The organism is Paraliobacillus quinghaiensis, assembly GCF_003426025.1.
GTDB classification, from domain to species: domain Bacteria; phylum Bacillota; class Bacilli; order Bacillales; family Amphibacillaceae; genus Paraliobacillus_A; species Paraliobacillus_A quinghaiensis.
Genome location: NZ_QJSH01000002.1, coordinates 158,505 through 175,830 on the forward strand (window position 1 = coordinate 158,505; position 17,326 = coordinate 175,830).

At 34.6% G+C, this 17,326-nt stretch carries 14 protein-coding genes; 12 read left to right on the forward strand and 2 right to left on the reverse strand.

Annotated elements, in window-relative coordinates:
- Window positions 1-216 precede the first annotated feature (216 nt).
- The 8 genes from D2K40_RS02765 to D2K40_RS02800 all read left to right on the forward strand — a co-directional run bounded on the left by D2K40_RS02765 (window position 217) and on the right by D2K40_RS02800 (window position 10,603).
- Window positions 217-1,245: a LacI family DNA-binding transcriptional regulator gene (locus tag D2K40_RS02765; protein WP_117152764.1), complete on the forward strand. Its 1,029-nt coding sequence runs from the start codon at window positions 217-219 to the stop codon at window positions 1,243-1,245.
- A gap of 91 nt (window positions 1,246-1,336) precedes the next feature.
- Window positions 1,337-2,005 carry a YesL family protein gene (locus D2K40_RS02770; protein WP_117152766.1) on the forward strand — a complete coding sequence of 223 codons (669 nt, stop codon included), beginning with the start codon at window positions 1,337-1,339 and terminating at the stop codon, window positions 2,003-2,005.
- Window positions 2,006-2,223: 218 nt separating this feature from the next.
- Window positions 2,224-3,909: a glycoside hydrolase family 13 protein gene (locus D2K40_RS02775; protein WP_117152768.1), complete on the forward strand. Its 1,686-nt coding sequence runs from the start codon at window positions 2,224-2,226 to the stop codon at window positions 3,907-3,909.
- A 21-nt stretch (window positions 3,910-3,930) separates the two neighbouring features.
- Complete coding sequence (locus tag D2K40_RS02780) at window positions 3,931-5,595, forward strand: glycoside hydrolase family 13 protein (protein WP_117152770.1); 1,665 nt, start codon at window positions 3,931-3,933, stop codon at window positions 5,593-5,595.
- Between the two features lie 432 nt (window positions 5,596-6,027).
- A complete protein-coding gene (locus D2K40_RS02785) occupies window positions 6,028-7,050 on the forward strand; it encodes a LacI family DNA-binding transcriptional regulator (protein ID WP_117152772.1) in 1,023 nt (340 codons plus the stop codon).
- Between the two features lie 488 nt (window positions 7,051-7,538).
- Window positions 7,539-8,861: an ABC transporter substrate-binding protein gene (locus D2K40_RS02790; protein WP_117152774.1), complete on the forward strand. Its 1,323-nt coding sequence runs from the start codon at window positions 7,539-7,541 to the stop codon at window positions 8,859-8,861.
- 66 nt (window positions 8,862-8,927) lie between these two features.
- Window positions 8,928-9,788: a carbohydrate ABC transporter permease gene (locus D2K40_RS02795; RefSeq protein WP_117152776.1), complete on the forward strand. Its 861-nt coding sequence runs from the start codon at window positions 8,928-8,930 to the stop codon at window positions 9,786-9,788.
- Window positions 9,788-10,603, forward strand: a complete 816-nt coding sequence (locus D2K40_RS02800; RefSeq protein ID WP_117152778.1) for a carbohydrate ABC transporter permease — start codon at window positions 9,788-9,790, stop codon at window positions 10,601-10,603. Before D2K40_RS02795 ends, D2K40_RS02800 begins: the two co-directional genes overlap by 1 nt.
- A 166-nt stretch (window positions 10,604-10,769) precedes the next feature.
- On the opposite strand, the gene D2K40_RS02805 is transcribed toward D2K40_RS02800, so the two are convergent.
- Window positions 10,770-11,759 (reverse strand): LacI family DNA-binding transcriptional regulator, encoded by a 990-nt coding sequence (locus D2K40_RS02805; protein ID WP_117152780.1) that lies wholly within the window; start codon window positions 11,757-11,759, stop codon window positions 10,770-10,772.
- A gap of 272 nt (window positions 11,760-12,031) precedes the next feature.
- Here D2K40_RS02805 and D2K40_RS02810 point away from each other — a divergent pair, with 272 nt between their 5' ends.
- Together D2K40_RS02810 and gtfA are read left to right on the forward strand one after the other, a co-directional pair.
- Window positions 12,032-13,000, forward strand: a complete 969-nt coding sequence (locus tag D2K40_RS02810) for a carbohydrate kinase family protein (protein WP_117153109.1) — start codon at window positions 12,032-12,034, stop codon at window positions 12,998-13,000.
- Between the two features lies 1 nt (window position 13,001).
- A complete protein-coding gene (gene gtfA / locus D2K40_RS02815; protein WP_117152782.1) occupies window positions 13,002-14,471 on the forward strand; it encodes a sucrose phosphorylase in 1,470 nt (489 codons plus the stop codon).
- 110 nt (window positions 14,472-14,581) lie between these two features.
- Here the strand turns inward: gtfA and D2K40_RS02820 are convergent, their stop codons facing one another.
- On the reverse strand, window positions 14,582-15,346 hold the full coding sequence (locus tag D2K40_RS02820) for an AraC family transcriptional regulator (RefSeq protein WP_117152784.1): 765 nt from the start codon (window positions 15,344-15,346) through the stop codon (window positions 14,582-14,584).
- A 184-nt stretch (window positions 15,347-15,530) separates the two neighbouring features.
- On the opposite strand from D2K40_RS02820, the gene D2K40_RS02825 reads away from it, so the two are divergent.
- Both D2K40_RS02825 and D2K40_RS02830 read left to right on the forward strand, forming a co-directional pair.
- A complete protein-coding gene (locus D2K40_RS02825) occupies window positions 15,531-16,565 on the forward strand; it encodes a Gfo/Idh/MocA family protein (protein ID WP_117152786.1) in 1,035 nt (344 codons plus the stop codon).
- 26 nt (window positions 16,566-16,591) lie between these two features.
- Window positions 16,592-17,311 (forward strand): ThuA domain-containing protein, encoded by a 720-nt coding sequence (locus D2K40_RS02830; RefSeq protein WP_117152788.1) that lies wholly within the window; start codon window positions 16,592-16,594, stop codon window positions 17,309-17,311.
- Window positions 17,312-17,326 lie beyond the last annotated feature (15 nt).

Genomic DNA, 17,326 nt, shown 5'->3' on the forward strand with positions numbered 1-17,326 from the left:
TTATTACTCAATTTATTGATTTCTTTTATGGGAAATTTGTTGCACACCCTAAAAACATGTGTTATTGTTTTAGTGCAAACGTTTGCTAAAAATCGAAATAGTGGTTGCTGACATAAGGTTACTAAAAAATAAATTGTTAAGTGTTCTCTCGATGGCACTTAGTAGTATCAGAAGGTGCTTTAAAATAAGTACATTAGTAGTAAAGTGGGTGTACAGATGGCGGTCACAATTAAAGATGTAGCGAAACAAGCAAATGTGGCAACTTCAACCGTTTCACGTGTTATTTCAGACAGTCCGAATATAAGTGACAGAACCAAGCGTAAAGTCCGTAAAGTAATGGAAGAAATGGGATACCATATTAACTTAAATGCACGTGTCTTAGTGCAGCAGTCAACACAAAATATCGGTATTGTAATGAAAGATTCAACGATTGAATCCTTACATGATCCGTTTTTTCCAGTAGCATTGCAAGGGATAAGCTCCTATGCACATAAACGGGATTTCAGTATTAGCATTACTACCGGTGAGACGGAAGAAGCGATTTTTCGTGATGTTGAAAAGATGGTACAAGGCAAGCGCGTTGATGGTATGATTGTTACTTACTCTAAAGAGAATGATAAGGTGGTTCCATATCTGTTGAAATGCGGGATACCATTTGTGGTTGTTGGGAAACCAGTAGTTCACACAGATGAAATAATGTTTGTGAATAATGATAATGTACAAGCGGCTAAAGATGCTACAGAACATCTTATACAGTTAGGTCATCAAGAGATAGCAATTATTCTAGGAGACAGAGAGTTTGAGATTACTGATTCAAGATTAAAAGGTTATCGTGAAGTGTTAGAAAGTAATAATATACCAATAAACGATGCTTTTATTAAACAATCAACAAACATGGACTGTATCAAAACTATCTTGGATGAATTATTAGCGTTACCCGTTCAACCGACTGCAATTCTTGGGTCAGATGACTTAGCTTCTTTGCATATTATGTCGGTATTACGAGAAAAAAACATAGAGGTTCCAAGAGATATCAGTTTGATTAGCTTTAATAATACAATAGTTGCAGAACTAATGAATCCAACTTTAACATCAGTTGATACGAATATTTTTCAACTTGGTTATGAGGCGGCACGTTGTATAATTGAAGAGATAAAAGAAAGATCAACACATACGAAAAGTGTCATTATTCCAACAAAAATTAGGAAGCGTGAGTCGACTCAACCCTACAAAAAAGTAGAGTGATTTTTTTGTGATATGGTGCAAACGCTTGCTGTCCCGTTGCATAAATAGAATTCTTAAGATTTAGATCAGGTGATTAAAGGAGTAGATAGCTATGAATACAATGACAAATGGTTTATTAAAAACAACGGAGTGGATCATGCGATTTTCCGTTGTAAATCTGTTATGGTTAACCTTTAATTTACCGGTTGTTCTTCTTCTATTAAGTGCAATTTATTCAGATAACCTCTCAATGATCATGGTTTTTATTGTAACAGTAATTTTATCTCCATTCTTGGTATCTCCTGCAACGGCAGCAATGTTTGCGATGGTTAGAGATTGGATACTTATAAAAGAACAAAAATCACTCATCCGTTCTTACTGGAAGCATTATCGAATTAACTATAAACAGAGTTTTATAGGTGGTTTTGTACTAACAATTGTTTGGACAGTTCTAATTGTTGATTTCTATTATTTTCAACAATCAAATGTTATTTTATTTTTTATGTTTCTTTTATTCGTAGTTGTTTTATATGTTTATACAATCATTTTTTTCTCAGTACTTGTCCATTATAATATTACGTTACGTCAGGTATTTAAAAATACCCTTTCGTTAACGTTAGGTAGTCCTATGTTGTTTTTTGCAATATTACTAACTAGTTTAGTTATTCTGTATGTAAGTATAAATAGCTTCTTATTCTTACTGTTATTTTTTACAGCTAGTCTGATTGCATTTGTATCATTTTCTGCATTTTACCGTTTATATATGAGGTTAGTTAATTAACAATGTTGGAAAGATAATATAGTCTAGACTATCTGGTGAAATGACAGCTGTTTGCTATGGCTCAGCTGAAATATGGATATAAAGTAGATATGTTACATAAAGGTCAAAAAATTATCAGTAGATTATGATCTTATTATGATCAACAAGAGAGTAAGGAAGGCGTTAACATACGTCGGTTTAAAGTGGGAACATATATTTGTGTTATAGGAGTGAATGTTATGACAAAACAATGGTGGAAAGAAGCGGTAGTATATCAAATTTACCCAAGAAGTTTTAATGACAGTAATCAAGATGGTATTGGTGATATAAAAGGTATTACAGAGAAACTTGATTACCTTGCTAAACTAGGAATCGAGGTAATTTGGTTATCTCCTGTATATGAATCACCAAATGATGATAATGGCTATGATATTAGTAATTATCGTGCAATTATAAGTGAGTTTGGAACAATGAAAGATTTTGATGAGATGTTACAAGAGGCGCATAAGCGCAATATAAAAATAATGATGGATCTTGTTGTAAATCATACTTCAGATGAACACAGTTGGTTTATAGAATCACGCTCTTCTAAAGATAATGCTTATCGTGATTATTATATATGGAAACAGCCGAATGAAGATGGTTCTCCACCAACAAATTGGGGTGCGGCTTTTGGTGGAAGTGCATGGCAATATGATGATAACACAGGTGAATACTATCTTCATTTATTTAGTAAGAAACAACCTGACCTAAATTGGGAAAACCCAAAAGTTCGAGATGATGTATACAATATGATGACCTTTTGGTTGGATAAAGGTGTAGATGGTTTTCGGATGGATGTTATTAATATGATTTCAAAAGATCAACGTTTTCCAAATGGAGAAATCCAAGACACAGGCTATGGTGATGGTTCGCCTTATTATCTTAACGGGCCACGAATACATGAGTTTTTGCAGGAAATGAATCAACAAGTACTCAGCAAGTACGATACGATTACCGTCGGTGAGATGCCTGGTGTAAATGCCGAGCAAGCTAAACTATATACGGGAGAAAATCGTAAGGAATTAAATATGGTCTTTCATTTTGAGCATGTTGATATCGGTAATGGTAAATATGGTAAATGGACACCAGAGCATTGGAATCTAACAGAATTAAAAACCATTTTTTCTCGTTGGCAGGAAGGTTTAGAAGAGGATGGCTGGAATAGTTTATATTGGAGTAATCATGACCAGCCAAGAGCAATCTCACGTTTTGCAGATGATTCAGAAGCGTATCGTGTTCTCTCAGGTAAAATGTTGGCTACTTGTTTGCATATGTTAAAAGGCACACCGTATATCTATCAAGGGGAAGAAATTGGAATGACTAATGTTGCATTCGAATCAATTGATGATTATCGAGATATCGAGACCTTAAATGCATTCCGAGACTATACTGAAAAAAATCTACTGACAGAAGAAGAAATAATGCAAGCAATTCATAAACGTGGCCGTGACAATGCGCGCACACCAGTACAATGGTCTAGCCGAGCAAATGCTGGGTTCACAGAAGGTGAGCCATGGATTCCGGTTAATCCAAATTATAAAGCGATTAACGTCGAAGAGGCATTAGCTGATCCGGATTCAATCTTCTATTATTACCAAAAATTAATTGCACTGCGAAAAAGATATCCGGTTATTGTACATGGAAAATATGAGTTACTAGCAAAAGATGATCAACAAATCTATGCCTATACCCGCAAATGGAAAGAAGACACACTTCTTGTCATCTGTAATTTTTCTAGTGATTTAGTAAGTTTCAATCTTCCAAATCATTTGGAGTTTGTTGATAAAACGTTGCTAATAGCAAACTATAATGTGGATGAAACTGAAGAAATAGACAGTGTAGAATTAAAACCTTATGAAGCACGAGTATACAACTTAAGATAAACAATTTCAGGAGGAACAATCATGACTAAGAAATGGTGGAAAGAAGCGGTAGCCTATCAGATTTATCCGAGAAGTTTTATGGATTCAAATGGTGATGGTATTGGTGATATTCAAGGAGCAATTCAGAAACTTGATTATTTGAAAGACTTAGGGATTGATGTGATATGGATGAGTCCAATTTATCAATCACCGAATGACGATAATGGTTATGATATTAGTGATTATCAGGGTATAATGGATGAGTTTGGAACAATGGAAGACTTTGATCAACTGTTAGAAGAGACACATAAACGTGGTATGAAAATCATAATGGACCTAGTAATTAACCATACCTCTGATGAGCATCCATGGTTTATTGAATCACGCTCTTCAAAAGATAATCCATATCGTGATTATTATATGTGGCACCCCGGAAAAGATGGTAAAGAGCCAAATAACTGGGAGTCAATTTTTAGTGGTTCGGTTTGGGAATACGATGAAAAAACAGACGAATATTATATGCACGTATTTTCTCGAAAGCAACCTGATTTAAATTGGGAAAATCCAACTGTTCGCAAGGAATTATATAACATGGTTAACTGGTGGTTAGATAAAGGGATTGATGGATTCAGAATTGATGCAATTTCACACATAAAAAAAGCAGAAGGTTATCCAGATATGCCAAATCCGAAAAAACTAAAATACGTACCATCCTTCGAAAGACATATGAATCAGCCAGGAATTGATATATTCTTAAGTGAATTTGCTAAAAAGACATTGCATAATTACGACATTATGACTGTTGGGGAAGCAAATGGTGTGCGTGTCGAAGAAGCTGAACAATGGATTGGCGAGGAAAATGGCTATTTTGATATGATTTTCCAATTCGAACATTTAGATCTTTGGGGTAAAGATACAACAAAGAGAATCGATATCCATGCATTAAAAGAAATTTTAACGAAATGGCAAAAGGGATTAGATGGTGTAGGTTGGAACGCATTGTTCTTAGAAAATCATGACCAAGCACGATCAGTATCTACATGGGGAAATGATACAGATTTACGTATTACTTCTGCAAAAGCATTAGCTACCTTTTATTTCTTGATGCAAGGTACACCTTTTATTTATCAAGGGCAAGAAATTGGTATGACGAATGTTCAGTTCGATTCCATTGATGACTATAATGATGTAGCGATTAAAAATCTGTATAAAAAAGAGCGTGCAGAAGGCAAAACACACGATGAGGTTATGGAAGTGATTTGGAAGAACGGGCGAGATAATTCGCGTACACCAATGCAATGGTCAAGTGATGTTAATGCCGGCTTTACAACGGGCACACCATGGATTAAGGTGAATCCTAATTATCCCGATATCAATGTAGAGAATAACTTGCAAGATCCAAACTCAATCTACCATTATTATAAAAAGCTAATTGCACTACGTGGGTCAAGTGACGCTTTAATTTATGGTAGTTATGAATTAGTTGCAGCAGACCATGATCAAGTATATGCTTACACAAGAACTGAGGACGATGAAACGTTTCTTATTGTGGTAAATTTATTCGATGAACAAACGGTTATGACGCTGCCAAAGCAGTTGAAAAATAAGATGCGCATGCTAAGATTGAGTAATTATAAGGTTACAGAAGATGATTTTAATCCTTTAGAATTACGTCCTTATGAAGCAAGGGTTTATCAATTGAATTAGCTTGGAATAAAAGATAGAACTTATAAGTTCTATCTTTTTTCGTTGTGCGTAACGCACACGGCTTAACAATGATGTCATGTTAAACCGAATTTTAATCAATGAAATTTTTCAAAATATTAAAGAATCTATCGCAGATATGAGGTGAATATACTACATATTAATAGATTAGAAAAATAATATATATTGGTGAGTATTTTATCTAAAATAGTTGAGGAAACACCATCTTCAAGCGCTTGAAGGGCATAGTTCAATGGTAAAGAGGCTGGTAAGTGGTGGGTAGTTCAAAAATCATTTAGAGGTTATAACTCTTGATTTGATATTTTAATTAAATTATACTCTAAAAGAACTTAACAATCTTAAAAGAACTGAAGAAATAAAATATAGCTATTAAGTTATAGTATATTTGTAAACGTTCTCTTGGAGGATGAAATAATGAAACACACTATCAAAGATGTAGCTAAAAGAGCTAATGTGTCAATTGCTACAGTATCAAGAATCTTAAATGAAAAGGATGGCTATTCAGAAGATACAAAGGAAATGGTACTTAGAGTGATTGAGGAATTAGGGTATCATCCTAACGCTATTGCACGTGGGCTGATCAATAATAAAACACATACTGTGGGCGTGCTGGTACCAAGCTTAACTGGGACTTTCGCAACTGAATTACTAAGCGGAATTGAACAGGTTACTCATGAAGTTGGATCAAATGTTATTGTATGCTACACTGAATTCCAAGGTGTTAAAACAATGAAGTACCTACAAATGTTGAACGAAAAAAGAGTAGACGGTATTATCTTTATTAGTGCTGAACTTACAGAAGAGTACTATAGTTATGTAGAATCTATGAGTATTCCAATGGTTCTTTTGTGTTCAGAATCAGATAAATATCAGGTTCCTTATGTGAGAGTGAATGACCGAGCTGGCGGTTACACAGCGACAAAATACTTGATCGATAACGGCCATAGAAATATTGGGCTAATTAGTGGAAGTGAAGATGATGTATTAACAAGTGTTCAAAGAGCTGAGGGGTATAAAGCAGCTCTAATAGATCATAACATAGCAGTTAATGAGAACAATATGGTTTTCAATGATGACTTTTTATTTGAAGACGGCATACAAGGGATGAAAACACTTATGGAAAGGGCGCCAGATTTAACTGCTGTATTCGCGGCAAGTGATGAATTGGCGCTTGGTGCTATATCTGTTGCATATCAATATAACAAAAGGGTTCCAGAGGATATATCGGTTATAGGCTACGATAATCTACGTTTAGCTGAAATGTCTCATCCTCCATTGACATCTGTTTCTCAGCCATTGAATGATATGGGAGCGAAGGCAGCTCAAATGTTATTTGAAATGCAAGAGTCAAAAATGATCACACCAAGTTGTATCATGCCTCATCAAATCATTGAAAGAAAGAGTGTACATTCTTTAAAAGACTTCAAGAAAAAATAGCGCTTTTCTTAATTGAGTTACTTGTGGACTTAGTCTGATATGAGGGACTAGGTCTTTTTGTCTTGTTTTTATCAGTAAACGTTTACTGAATAAATCTACTTTTGTTCATGTTTTTGCAATGAAAAGTCGTTATTGTGAGAAAAAATAAGATTCCTTTTAGAGAGTCAATATGCTTTACAAGTCTTTTCTTAAGAAGGTTAATACCTAATTTAATTTCTTTAAGAACTGCGTAAAACAAAGATTCATGTATGTGTATTACGATTTATTTTTAAATTAAATTCTAAAAAAGTATTGTTTTGTTTTTGGTAGTGTGTTACTCTTTGACTTAGTTAAACGTTTACGTAAGTAATTAATGTTTGTTTAAAAAATTGTTATCAATTAAAATAACAATTTTTTAATAAATAGATTTGTAAGCGCTTCAACATGAGATTGCTGACGCTGTAATAAGCGCTAATAATCTGAAACTAAAAAGGAAAAGGGGAAAAATTATGAAAAGAAAAAAGCTTTTTTCAAAAACTGGTTTAGTATTAGTGGCATCGGCTTTTCTATTTGCTTCAGGCTGTTCGTCATCAGATGTTAATGGTTCTAATGATTCTAATGGTTCTAACAATAGCGCGGATGAAGAGGTTGTAGTGGATGTGTTTCAGTCAAAGGTAGAGTTTAAGGATGAATTCGATGAACTTGTTGAAAAGTATGAGGAAGAAAACCCTAATGTGACTATAAACTTCAAAGCTGTTGGAGGAGGTACTGATTACGCTCAAGCTTTAAAATCAGTTTTTTCTTCTAATGATGAACCTGATATTTTTAGTGTAGGGGGACCTGCTGAAGTTGAACAGTATAGAACATATCTTGCGGATCTGTCTGATACTGATTCTGCTAAAGCTGCGCTTAAAGGTACATTAGATGGTGTTACAGATGGCGAAGAAGTTTTAGGTTTGCCATATAACCAGGAGGGATATGGGCTACTTTATAATAAAGCGTTATTCGAACAGGCGGGAATTAATCCTGATGAAATTATCACACATGAGGATCTAGAAAAAGCTGTTACCAAATTAGATAGTCAAAAAGAAGACTTAAACATAGACGCTGTATTCGCCCTTGCTGCGAAGGAGACATGGGTTATAGGTATGCATTTGGCAAACACATACTTAGCACCTGAGTTCAACAACAATGCAATAACAGCTTATAATGCTGATACTGTTACATTTGAAAAAGGTGACGAGATGAAACGTTTCCTAGATTTACAAGCTAAGTATTCTGTCCAACCTGTTTTAAGTCTTGACTATTCTCAACAAGTAGAAGAATTGTTTTCTCTTCAACGTGTTGCCATGATTAAGCAAGGTAACTGGGTGTATAATGCTATTCACGAGATGGATCCTGAGTTTGCAGAAAATAATGTAGGAATAATGCCGATGCCAGTTGAAGGTTATGAGCAAAGCATCCCTGTAGGGGTACCAAGTTATTGGGGAGTTAACAAGCAAAGTGATGAAAAAGTTGTTCAAGCAGCAAAAGACTTTCTAGACTATTTAAACACTTCTGAGGTTGGAAAAGAAACTATACTAAATGATTTCAATTTTATTCCTGCATATGAGGGTTACGATACTTCTAAGATTGTTGATCCTATTTCCAAAGGTATTTACGATTATGCTTCTGAAGGCAAGACAATTGGTTGGACATTTTCAGGATATCCAACAGGTTGGAGTGTAAACAATCTTGCGGTCCACATGCAAGAATATCTAGCTGGAGAAAAGACTTGGGACGAAGTGGTCGAAGATTCTATTGAAGATTGGGAAGAAGCAAGACAAGAATAACTAGAATATCTAATGGAGTGGTTTATGCCGCTCCATTAGATTATAAATATAGCGGAGGGGATTGACATGAAAAATCGTGATCTAGCCTTTTGGTTATTTCTAACCCCGGTTTTATTAGGATTAGGCTTAGTAGTAATTGTGCCATTAATATATGGAACGATTTATTCCTTTACAGATTGGAATGGCTTAACAGCTAATAAATTTATCGGATTCGACCATTACATTAAACTACTACAAGATGAGGGCTTTCTTAATTCCATTTGGTTTACGATTAAATTCTCGGTAGTAACGGTATTTTTACTTAACTTTTTTGGCTTAGCACTAGCTTTACTTGTAACACGAAAATTAAAATCTTCTAATCTATTACGGACAGTTTTCTTTATGCCCAACCTGATTGGTGGTTTAATTCTAGGTTTCATCTGGCAGTTTATTTTCGTAAGTGTGTTTGATGATGCCGGAAAATTACTAGGTATAGAAGGCTTGCAAGGTTGGTTATCAACTACCACAACTGGTTTCTGGGGCTTGGTAATCTTAACAGTATGGCAAATGGCTGGTTATATTATGATCATTTACATTGCGTACTTGCAAAATATTCCGACTGAACTAATTGAGTCCTCTAAAATTGATGGCGCAAATAGCTTTCAGCGATTTAAAAGTATTACATTTCCATTGGTTGCACCAGCTTTCACTGTAAGTATGTTCTTAACGTTATCCACATCATTTAAAATGTATGATCAAAACTTATCATTAACTGGTGGTGGACCATTTGAATCAACACAAATGGTGGCGATGAACATTGTAAAAACGGCATTTGGTGCGAATGAGATGGCCTATGGACAAGCAAAAGCGGTAATTTTCTTTATAATTGTAGCAGTTATTTCATTAACACAAGTATATTACAACAAGAAACGGGAGGTTGACATGTAATGATAAGTAAACGAAACAAATATATTGGCGAAATACTAGCATTATTACTTGGATTAGTGTGGATTTCCCCGTTTTATTTAATGCTTGTCAATGCTTTTAAATCGAAGAGAGAAATTTTCACGGATGTTTTGGGCTTACCTGAAGGATTTCAAACAAAAAACTTTGTTGAAGCGTTTATTGATTTGGACTTTATAAATTCGTTACTGAATTCAGTAATTGTCACAGGTCTTAGTATTGCGGTTATTGTGTTCTTTTCCTCGATGGCTGGTTATGCATTAGCGCGAAACAAAAGTAAGTTAAGTGCAATGATCTTACTACTATTTGTAGGGGCAATGTTAATCCCATTCCAATCTGTAATGATTCCGTTGGTTGCTTTATTTGGTAAAGTGGAAATGTTAAATCGATTTGGTCTGATCTTCATGTACTTAGGTTTTGGATCAAGTTTATCGATTTTCTTATATCACGGTGCGATGACAGGAATTTCGCGTTCTTTAGATGAAGCAGCAACAATCGATGGAGCCAACAAATTTCAAACGTTCCGTCATATTATATTCCCGTTATTAAAACCAATTTCCATGACAGTAGGGATTTTAAATGTTATCTGGATTTGGAATGATTATCTCTTACCATCTCTTGTGTTAAGTGAAAGTAATGCAACGATTCCCTTAAAAATGTTCTATTTCTTTGGCCAATACACAAAACAATGGCACTTAGCCTTAGCGGGATTAACGATTGCGATCATACCTGTCATCATCGGCTATTTCCTCGCTCAAAGACAAATTATTGCAGGAGTAGCAGAAGGTGCGTTAAAATAATAATATCAACTAATTATAAAAAATATAAAAAATATCAAGCCTTTTTAAAACAGGCTTGATATTTTTTAAAGAGAACTTTTTGCAAAGGAAATATGTTGTGTTGGAGTTTGATAAATTTTGTTATTAACATACGGTTATAGAACAATTCTTTCGTTGAATTAAGGAATTAAGTAGTTTCTCCTTTTATCAATTCAACAGCTAAAATGGTATTACTCCCATTATCATGTACGCCGTTCTCAATTTGATCAATTAAACTGGATGCTAAAGCATTTCCAATTTCTTTTATTGGTTGTTTAATGGTGGTGAGTTTGGGTGTTTGTAACATTCTAGTGAAACTATGATAATCATATCCAACAATCTTAAGTTGTTCGGGCACTTTTATTCCGACAGACTTAGCATACTCATACAATGTATACGCAAAAATATCATTACTACAAAATATACCATCGACTTGACTTAATTTATCAGCAATATTCTGCTGAATAAAATCCCAGTTTTCTTCAAATGTTGCTTTCACATGTGCTCCCTCAATTGTTTCATATGCTATATTATTTTTCATGCAAGTGATTTGAAATGCATCACTTCTTCGGTTTGCTAACAAATCATAGTGTAAAGGTCCTGAGATATGAAGCAATTTATTGCATCCCTGATCAATTAAGTGATTTGTTGCAAGCTCACCGCCCGTATAGTTGTCATTTGCAATATAAGGAATCGAGGAGGACAGCACCCTATCAAAAGAAACAATTGGCAAGTTGACGTTTTGATAGGCCTCAATTTCTAATGTATGACTACACATAATAATACCGTCAACACGATTTTGTCTAAGCATTTTAATATAGTTTAACTCTTTTTCTGCTTCATGTAATGAATTGCATACTAATAATTTATAATTTTGTGAGCTTGCATATTGTTCTATCCAACTCATCAATTCTGCAAAAAAAGGATGACTCAAATTGGGGATGATGACACCGATTACATGAGATTGATTTTTTAATAATGCGCGTGCGATTTGATTTGGTTGATAGTCTAATTCTTTCATCGCACTTTCTACATTTTTACGTGTCTTGCTTCCAATATATCCTCTATTATTCATCACTCGTGATACTGTTGTGACAGAAACTCCTGCTAATTTTGCTACATCTTTAATACTTGCCATAGGAATGCTCCTTCATTTGTAATAGTGCTATATTAGCATAGTTTTTCGTAATTTACATATAAAACAACCTGAATAATATGTCAATCGTTACCCTATCCAAATACTTAATTTTAATGAGTTAAATAAAGTTATATGCTAACTTTAATATAATATTTATGAAAACGTTTGACATATATATATTGTTGTTTTATTATTGCGATGTAAACGAATACAATAATTAACTGACTATGAAAACAAATCATTGCAAGAGTAGTAGAAGGGGCTGTGAAATGATGTTTAATTTTGATAAAAATATTGAATTTCTAAATAGAAATAACGATATTTTGACGATAGGAGAGCTTCTTGTAGATATGATATCAGCTGACTACGATGAAAACTTTGATAGTAATACTTATCATAGATTTTTTGGGGGATCACCTGCTAATATTGCGATTAACACAAAAAGATTAGGAGTTAATTCTAGTGTGGTATCAGCTGTTGGAAAGGATGGACTTGGAAAATTTTTAATTAATCAATTAGAGGAAGTTCAGATAGATACAACGTGTATTGAAGAGGTTGATTATGCAACGAGTATGGTGTTAATTACAAAGAGTAAATCATCACCAAAACCTATATTTTATCGTGGTGCAGATTATCATTTGGAATATAGTTCTAAACTTACAGAAGCAATAAAGAATTCTAAAGTAGTTCATTTTTCGTGTTGGCCACTATCAAAAGCTCCATCACGCCAAACGATAGAAAAGTGTATAGAAGTAGCGCGAGCTAATAAATTAATCATCTGTTTTGATCCCAATTATCATCCTATGCTATGGGAGAAGGGAGAAGACGGTCCTGAATATATAAAGTCTATTATAAAAAAAGTTGACATTGTCAAGCCATCTGAAGATGATGCAGCACGATTATTTGGAAAAGACAGCCATGAAAATTATATTGAAAAATTCCTAACACTTGGAGCACAGCTCGTAATATTGACACTCGGAGAAGATGGTGCAATTGTTTCTAACGGTAAAGAAACAGTAAAATTTGAAACGTTAGCAACAGAAGTTAATGATACTACTGGTGCGGGAGATGCTTTCTGGTCTGGTTTCTATGCTGGAGTGATAGAGGGGTATACCATTAAAGAAGCATTACAGTTAGGGTTTGCGGTAAGTGCTTATAAGTTAAAGTATACAGGTGCAGTGGTTGAACTGCCAAGGCTTGAGAGAATAAAAGAAATCTATTCTATAGAAGGAGGAAGTTGAGATGACACTGAAAAATCAAGTTCAACTGATAACATATCCTGATTCATTAGCCGGTAATTTAAAAGGTTTAAACACGGTTCTTTTAGAATATTTCCCAGATGTTTTTAAAGGTGGAATTCATATATTGCCGCCTTTTCCATCATCAGGTGATAGGGGATTTGCCCCCTTAACGTATTTAGAAATAGAAGAGGAATTTGGAACATGGTCGGATATTAAAGAAATTGGGGAAAACTTCGATATTTTAGTTGACTTAATGGTTAATCATATCTCCATGCGGTCAAGTTATTTTCAGGACTTTCTTGAAAAAGGTCGCAAATCTGAATATGCTGACTTGTTTCTTACTTTAGATAAGATTTGGGGTGATGGTAAACCAATACAGAAAGACATTGATAAGATGTTTTTAAGAAGAAAGAAACCGTATTCTACTTTTCAAATAGAAGAGACTGGAGAAAAGGAAACTGTATGGACAACATTTGGTAAAGCGGAACCGTCCGAACAAATTGATTTAGATGTTCATTCGGAAAAAGTTAAAGAACTACTAACGGAATTCTTTGTTAATTTCAGTGAGAATAATATTAAGATTGTAAGATTAGATGCAGTTGGATATATAATTAAAAAATTAGGCACAAGCTGCTTTTTTGTGGAACCTGAAATCTATCAATTTTTAGATTGGATTAAAGGATTAGCTGATTCACTAGATATTGAGTTGTTGCCAGAAGTACACTCCCATTATTCAACACAGTATAAATTAGCAGAGCGCGGTTTTTGGATATACGATTTTATCCTACCATATACTGTTCTTGATACGATAGTAAGCAAGTCTAGTGATAACCTTTATGACTATTTAAAGGATAGACCAGAAAAACAATTCACAATGCTCGATTGTCATGATGGTATTCCAGTTAAACCAGATATGGATGACCTGATCGATACAAAAGAAGCTAGGGAATTAGTAGACGTATGCGTAAAAAGAGGTTCAAATTTAAGTCTTGTTCTATCGGATGAACATAAAGCGCCTGATGGATTTGATGTTCACCAGATTAGAGGCTCTTATTATTCAATATTAAATTGTGAAGATGATGCGTATTTAGCAGCTAGAGCAATTCAATTTTTCGTGCCTGGCATTCCTCAAGTCTATTATGTCGGTCTGTTAGCAGGGAAGAATGATGTAGAAGCTGTTGAAAGAACTGGCGAAGGTCGGGAAATTAATAGACACAACTTTAATCTTGAGGAAATAGAAAATGCTCTTAATAAAGAAGTTGTTCAAAGACTTTTAAATCTTATTCGGTTTAGAAATGAATACCCTGCTTTTAATGGTGAATTTAAACTCCAACCTGCAGCAAGGGATGAAGTTCGTCTTGGTTGGGAAAAAGGTGAGAAAAGTTGTTCATTATTTATTGATTTAAAAACGAGTAAAACAGTGATAGATTATATAGGTGAAAATGGAGAGGTGAAAAAGTATTTTGTTTAATAAAAGGTGACACAAAGTTTTTGTTTATGTAATAATAGTCCCATTGTTTTAAACCCCATCTCATTTTAAGATGGGGTTTTATCTAGGATAAGAATATAACTGTACTTTCTTTAATCCCCTCTCCGATAAACACCAGGAGATACACCATATGCTTTTTTAAAGACACGGTGAAAATAAGGATAAGCACCAAAGCCACAGTTTTCTGCAATGTGTTCTAATGTCATCATCGTGTATTTCATTTGATCTATAGCGGCAGTTAAGCGAATTTCTTGCGCGTATTCCATTATTGTTTTATCAAGATATTGCTTAAATAAATGCACAGAGCGTGAAACACTTAATTCTACGAAAGAAGCTACGTCATTTACTGTAAAGCCAGTTGTAGCATTCTCCTCAATATAGCGCATCATTTTTGTAACAACAAAAGGACGTGCATACGAAGCCCGATCTTCAATTGCTCGTTCAATCAACAAGAAAAGACTTCGTGTTAGATTTTCCATTATTTCATCATTTTTATCAGATATAGGCCTTCTCTTTTCAGCCGCTAAGTAACGCCAAATTGAAATTATTTTGTCGTCTAATTCTATCCTGACAGTGCCTGGTTTTTTGGAGCGTTTCCACCATTGATCCACCCAATCCCCTTGAACAATAAGGTGGAAATCTCCACTTGGTTGTCCTTCTTTTATTGATAATTGATAATAGTCACCAGGTGCAACAAGTAAAAGGTCCCCTTTTTCTAGATTAATCTGCTTGTTTTTTACAATTGCTTCCCCTTCTCCCTCTGTTTGAAGGCGTAGTAGGTAGGAGTCAAAGCCGTGCTTGTGTGTAGCGAAGTATCCATTTTCGTGGTAAGAGTATCCACAATGTCCAATTTTCATTAACATCATTCCTTTGATAGCAAAATAGTGCATGTTTTTATTATATCATTTATGTTCAATTTGGAACAGATGAGGTAAGATTAAATCAGTTAATTAAATAACTGTTATATTCTGAAATAGAAAATTGAAAAAGCAAATTAGATACTTTGGAAGCGCTATAAATAAATCGTAGGAGGAAGAGTAAATGACACAATTACGAGTAGGTATTATAGGATGCGGTAATATTTTTCCGATGCACGCACAATCAGTAAAGGATAGAGAAGATGCAAAGATAGTTGCTGTGTGTGATTTAAAGGAAGATCGGGTGAATGCCAAGGCAGCGCAACATGAATGTGCCGCTTATACAGATTATAATGAGATGTTTAAAAAAGAAAATTTGGATGTCATTCACATATGTTTACCACATCATTTACATGCACCGGTGGCAATTGAGGCCGCAAAACAAAAGATAGATATCTTAACTGAGAAACCAATGTCGATTAAATATGAAGATGCAGTTGAAATGGTAGAAACTGCGAAAGCAAACAATGTGATGTTAGGTGTTATTTTCCAAAATCGTTATAATCCAGGTTCTATACTTATTAAAGAAATGTTAGAAAGCGGAGAATTAGGTGCAATAAAGTCCGGCAAGTTATCGGTTACTTGGGATCGATCTGATGCTTATTACCAAAATAGTGATTGGAAAGGTACTTGGGAGATGGAAGGTGGCGGTGTCATCATTGATCAGGCAATCCATACCATGGATCTAATGCGTTGGTTTGTAGATAGTGAAATAAACTATGTAGATGCAACGATCAGCAACCGTGCGCATGAAACGATTGAAGTAGAAGATGCTGCAGAAGGCGTTGTTGCTTATAAGAACGGTGTTGTTACTGCTTTTCATGCAATAAATTATTACACATATGATGCTCCAGTAGAAATTGAACTCCATTGTGAAAAGGGTATTGCGAAGATGGTAGCAGATAGAGCAGATGTGAAATTAAATGATGGTAGAGCGTTTGTTGCAGACAACAATCCATTAGAGACTTTCCATTATGATTCTGGTGCTAAAGGTTATTGGGGAGTAAGTCACGTTAAACAAATTAATAACTTCTATGATGCGCTTCGTGATAACACCAAGCCAGATATCTCAGGAGAAGATGCATTAAAAACACAAAAAATGATTGCAGCAGTCTATGAATCTGGTAAGAAAAAAGAACGTGTGAATTTTAAAAAGTAGATTTTAAAAAAAGAGGAGGAGTTAACATGCGAGTTGTTGTATGGAATGAAAACCGTCATGAAAAAACAAATCAAGTCGTATCAGATATTTACCCTAAAGGAATTCATGGAGCCATTGCAGACTTTTTAAAAGAAGATATAGAAGATGTAAAAACAGCCACGTTAGATGAACCAGAACATGGACTTACAGACGAGGTATTAAATCAAACTGATGTCCTTATTTGGTGGGGGCATAAAGCACATGACGAGGTTAAAGATGAAATTGTTGAAAAAGTACACAAACGAGTTTTAGAAGGAATGGGATTAGTTGTTTTACATTCAGGTCACTTCTCAAAGATTTTTAAGAAGTTAATGGGGACTACTTGTGATTTGAAATGGAGAGAAGCAGATGAAAAAGAACGTTTGTGGGTAATAGACCCAAGTCATCCCATTACAGCTGGACTTGGTGAATATATTGAATTAGAAAAAGAAGAAATGTACGGGGAACATTTTGATATACCAGCACCTGATCAATTAATATTTTTAAGTTGGTTTGAAGGTGGCGAAGTATTCCGCAGTGGTGCAACGTATCATCGAGGAAATGGAAAAGTTTTTTATTTCCGTCCTGGACATGAAACCTATCCAACTTATTATAATAAAGAAATTCAAAAGGTTATTAAAAATGGTGTGAAGTGGGTTAGCCCTACTGATAGGCCAAGACCTACGTATGGGAATGTTGAAGCTTTGGAAGAAATTTCAGGAAAATAGAAATGAGGTCATTAA

Coding starts and splice junctions, on each gene's coding strand:
- gtfA (WP_117152782.1), top strand. CDS start 13,002: ATGACACTGAAAAATCAAGTTCAACTGATAACATATCCTGATTCATTA.
- D2K40_RS02775 (WP_117152768.1), top strand. CDS start 2,224: ATGACAAAACAATGGTGGAAAGAAGCGGTAGTATATCAAATTTACCCA.
- D2K40_RS02770 (WP_117152766.1), top strand. CDS start 1,337: ATGAATACAATGACAAATGGTTTATTAAAAACAACGGAGTGGATCATG.
- D2K40_RS02820 (WP_117152784.1), bottom strand. CDS start 15,346: ATGAAAATTGGACATTGTGGATACTCTTACCACGAAAATGGATACTTC.
- D2K40_RS02780 (WP_117152770.1), top strand. CDS start 3,931: ATGACTAAGAAATGGTGGAAAGAAGCGGTAGCCTATCAGATTTATCCG.
- D2K40_RS02825 (WP_117152786.1), top strand. CDS start 15,531: ATGACACAATTACGAGTAGGTATTATAGGATGCGGTAATATTTTTCCG.
- D2K40_RS02790 (WP_117152774.1), top strand. CDS start 7,539: ATGAAAAGAAAAAAGCTTTTTTCAAAAACTGGTTTAGTATTAGTGGCA.
- D2K40_RS02795 (WP_117152776.1), top strand. CDS start 8,928: ATGAAAAATCGTGATCTAGCCTTTTGGTTATTTCTAACCCCGGTTTTA.
- D2K40_RS02805 (WP_117152780.1), bottom strand. CDS start 11,759: ATGGCAAGTATTAAAGATGTAGCAAAATTAGCAGGAGTTTCTGTCACA.
- D2K40_RS02830 (WP_117152788.1), top strand. CDS start 16,592: ATGCGAGTTGTTGTATGGAATGAAAACCGTCATGAAAAAACAAATCAA.
- D2K40_RS02800 (WP_117152778.1), top strand. CDS start 9,788: ATGATAAGTAAACGAAACAAATATATTGGCGAAATACTAGCATTATTA.
- D2K40_RS02785 (WP_117152772.1), top strand. CDS start 6,028: ATGAAACACACTATCAAAGATGTAGCTAAAAGAGCTAATGTGTCAATT.
- D2K40_RS02765 (WP_117152764.1), top strand. CDS start 217: ATGGCGGTCACAATTAAAGATGTAGCGAAACAAGCAAATGTGGCAACT.
- D2K40_RS02810 (WP_117153109.1), top strand. CDS start 12,032: ATGTTTAATTTTGATAAAAATATTGAATTTCTAAATAGAAATAACGAT.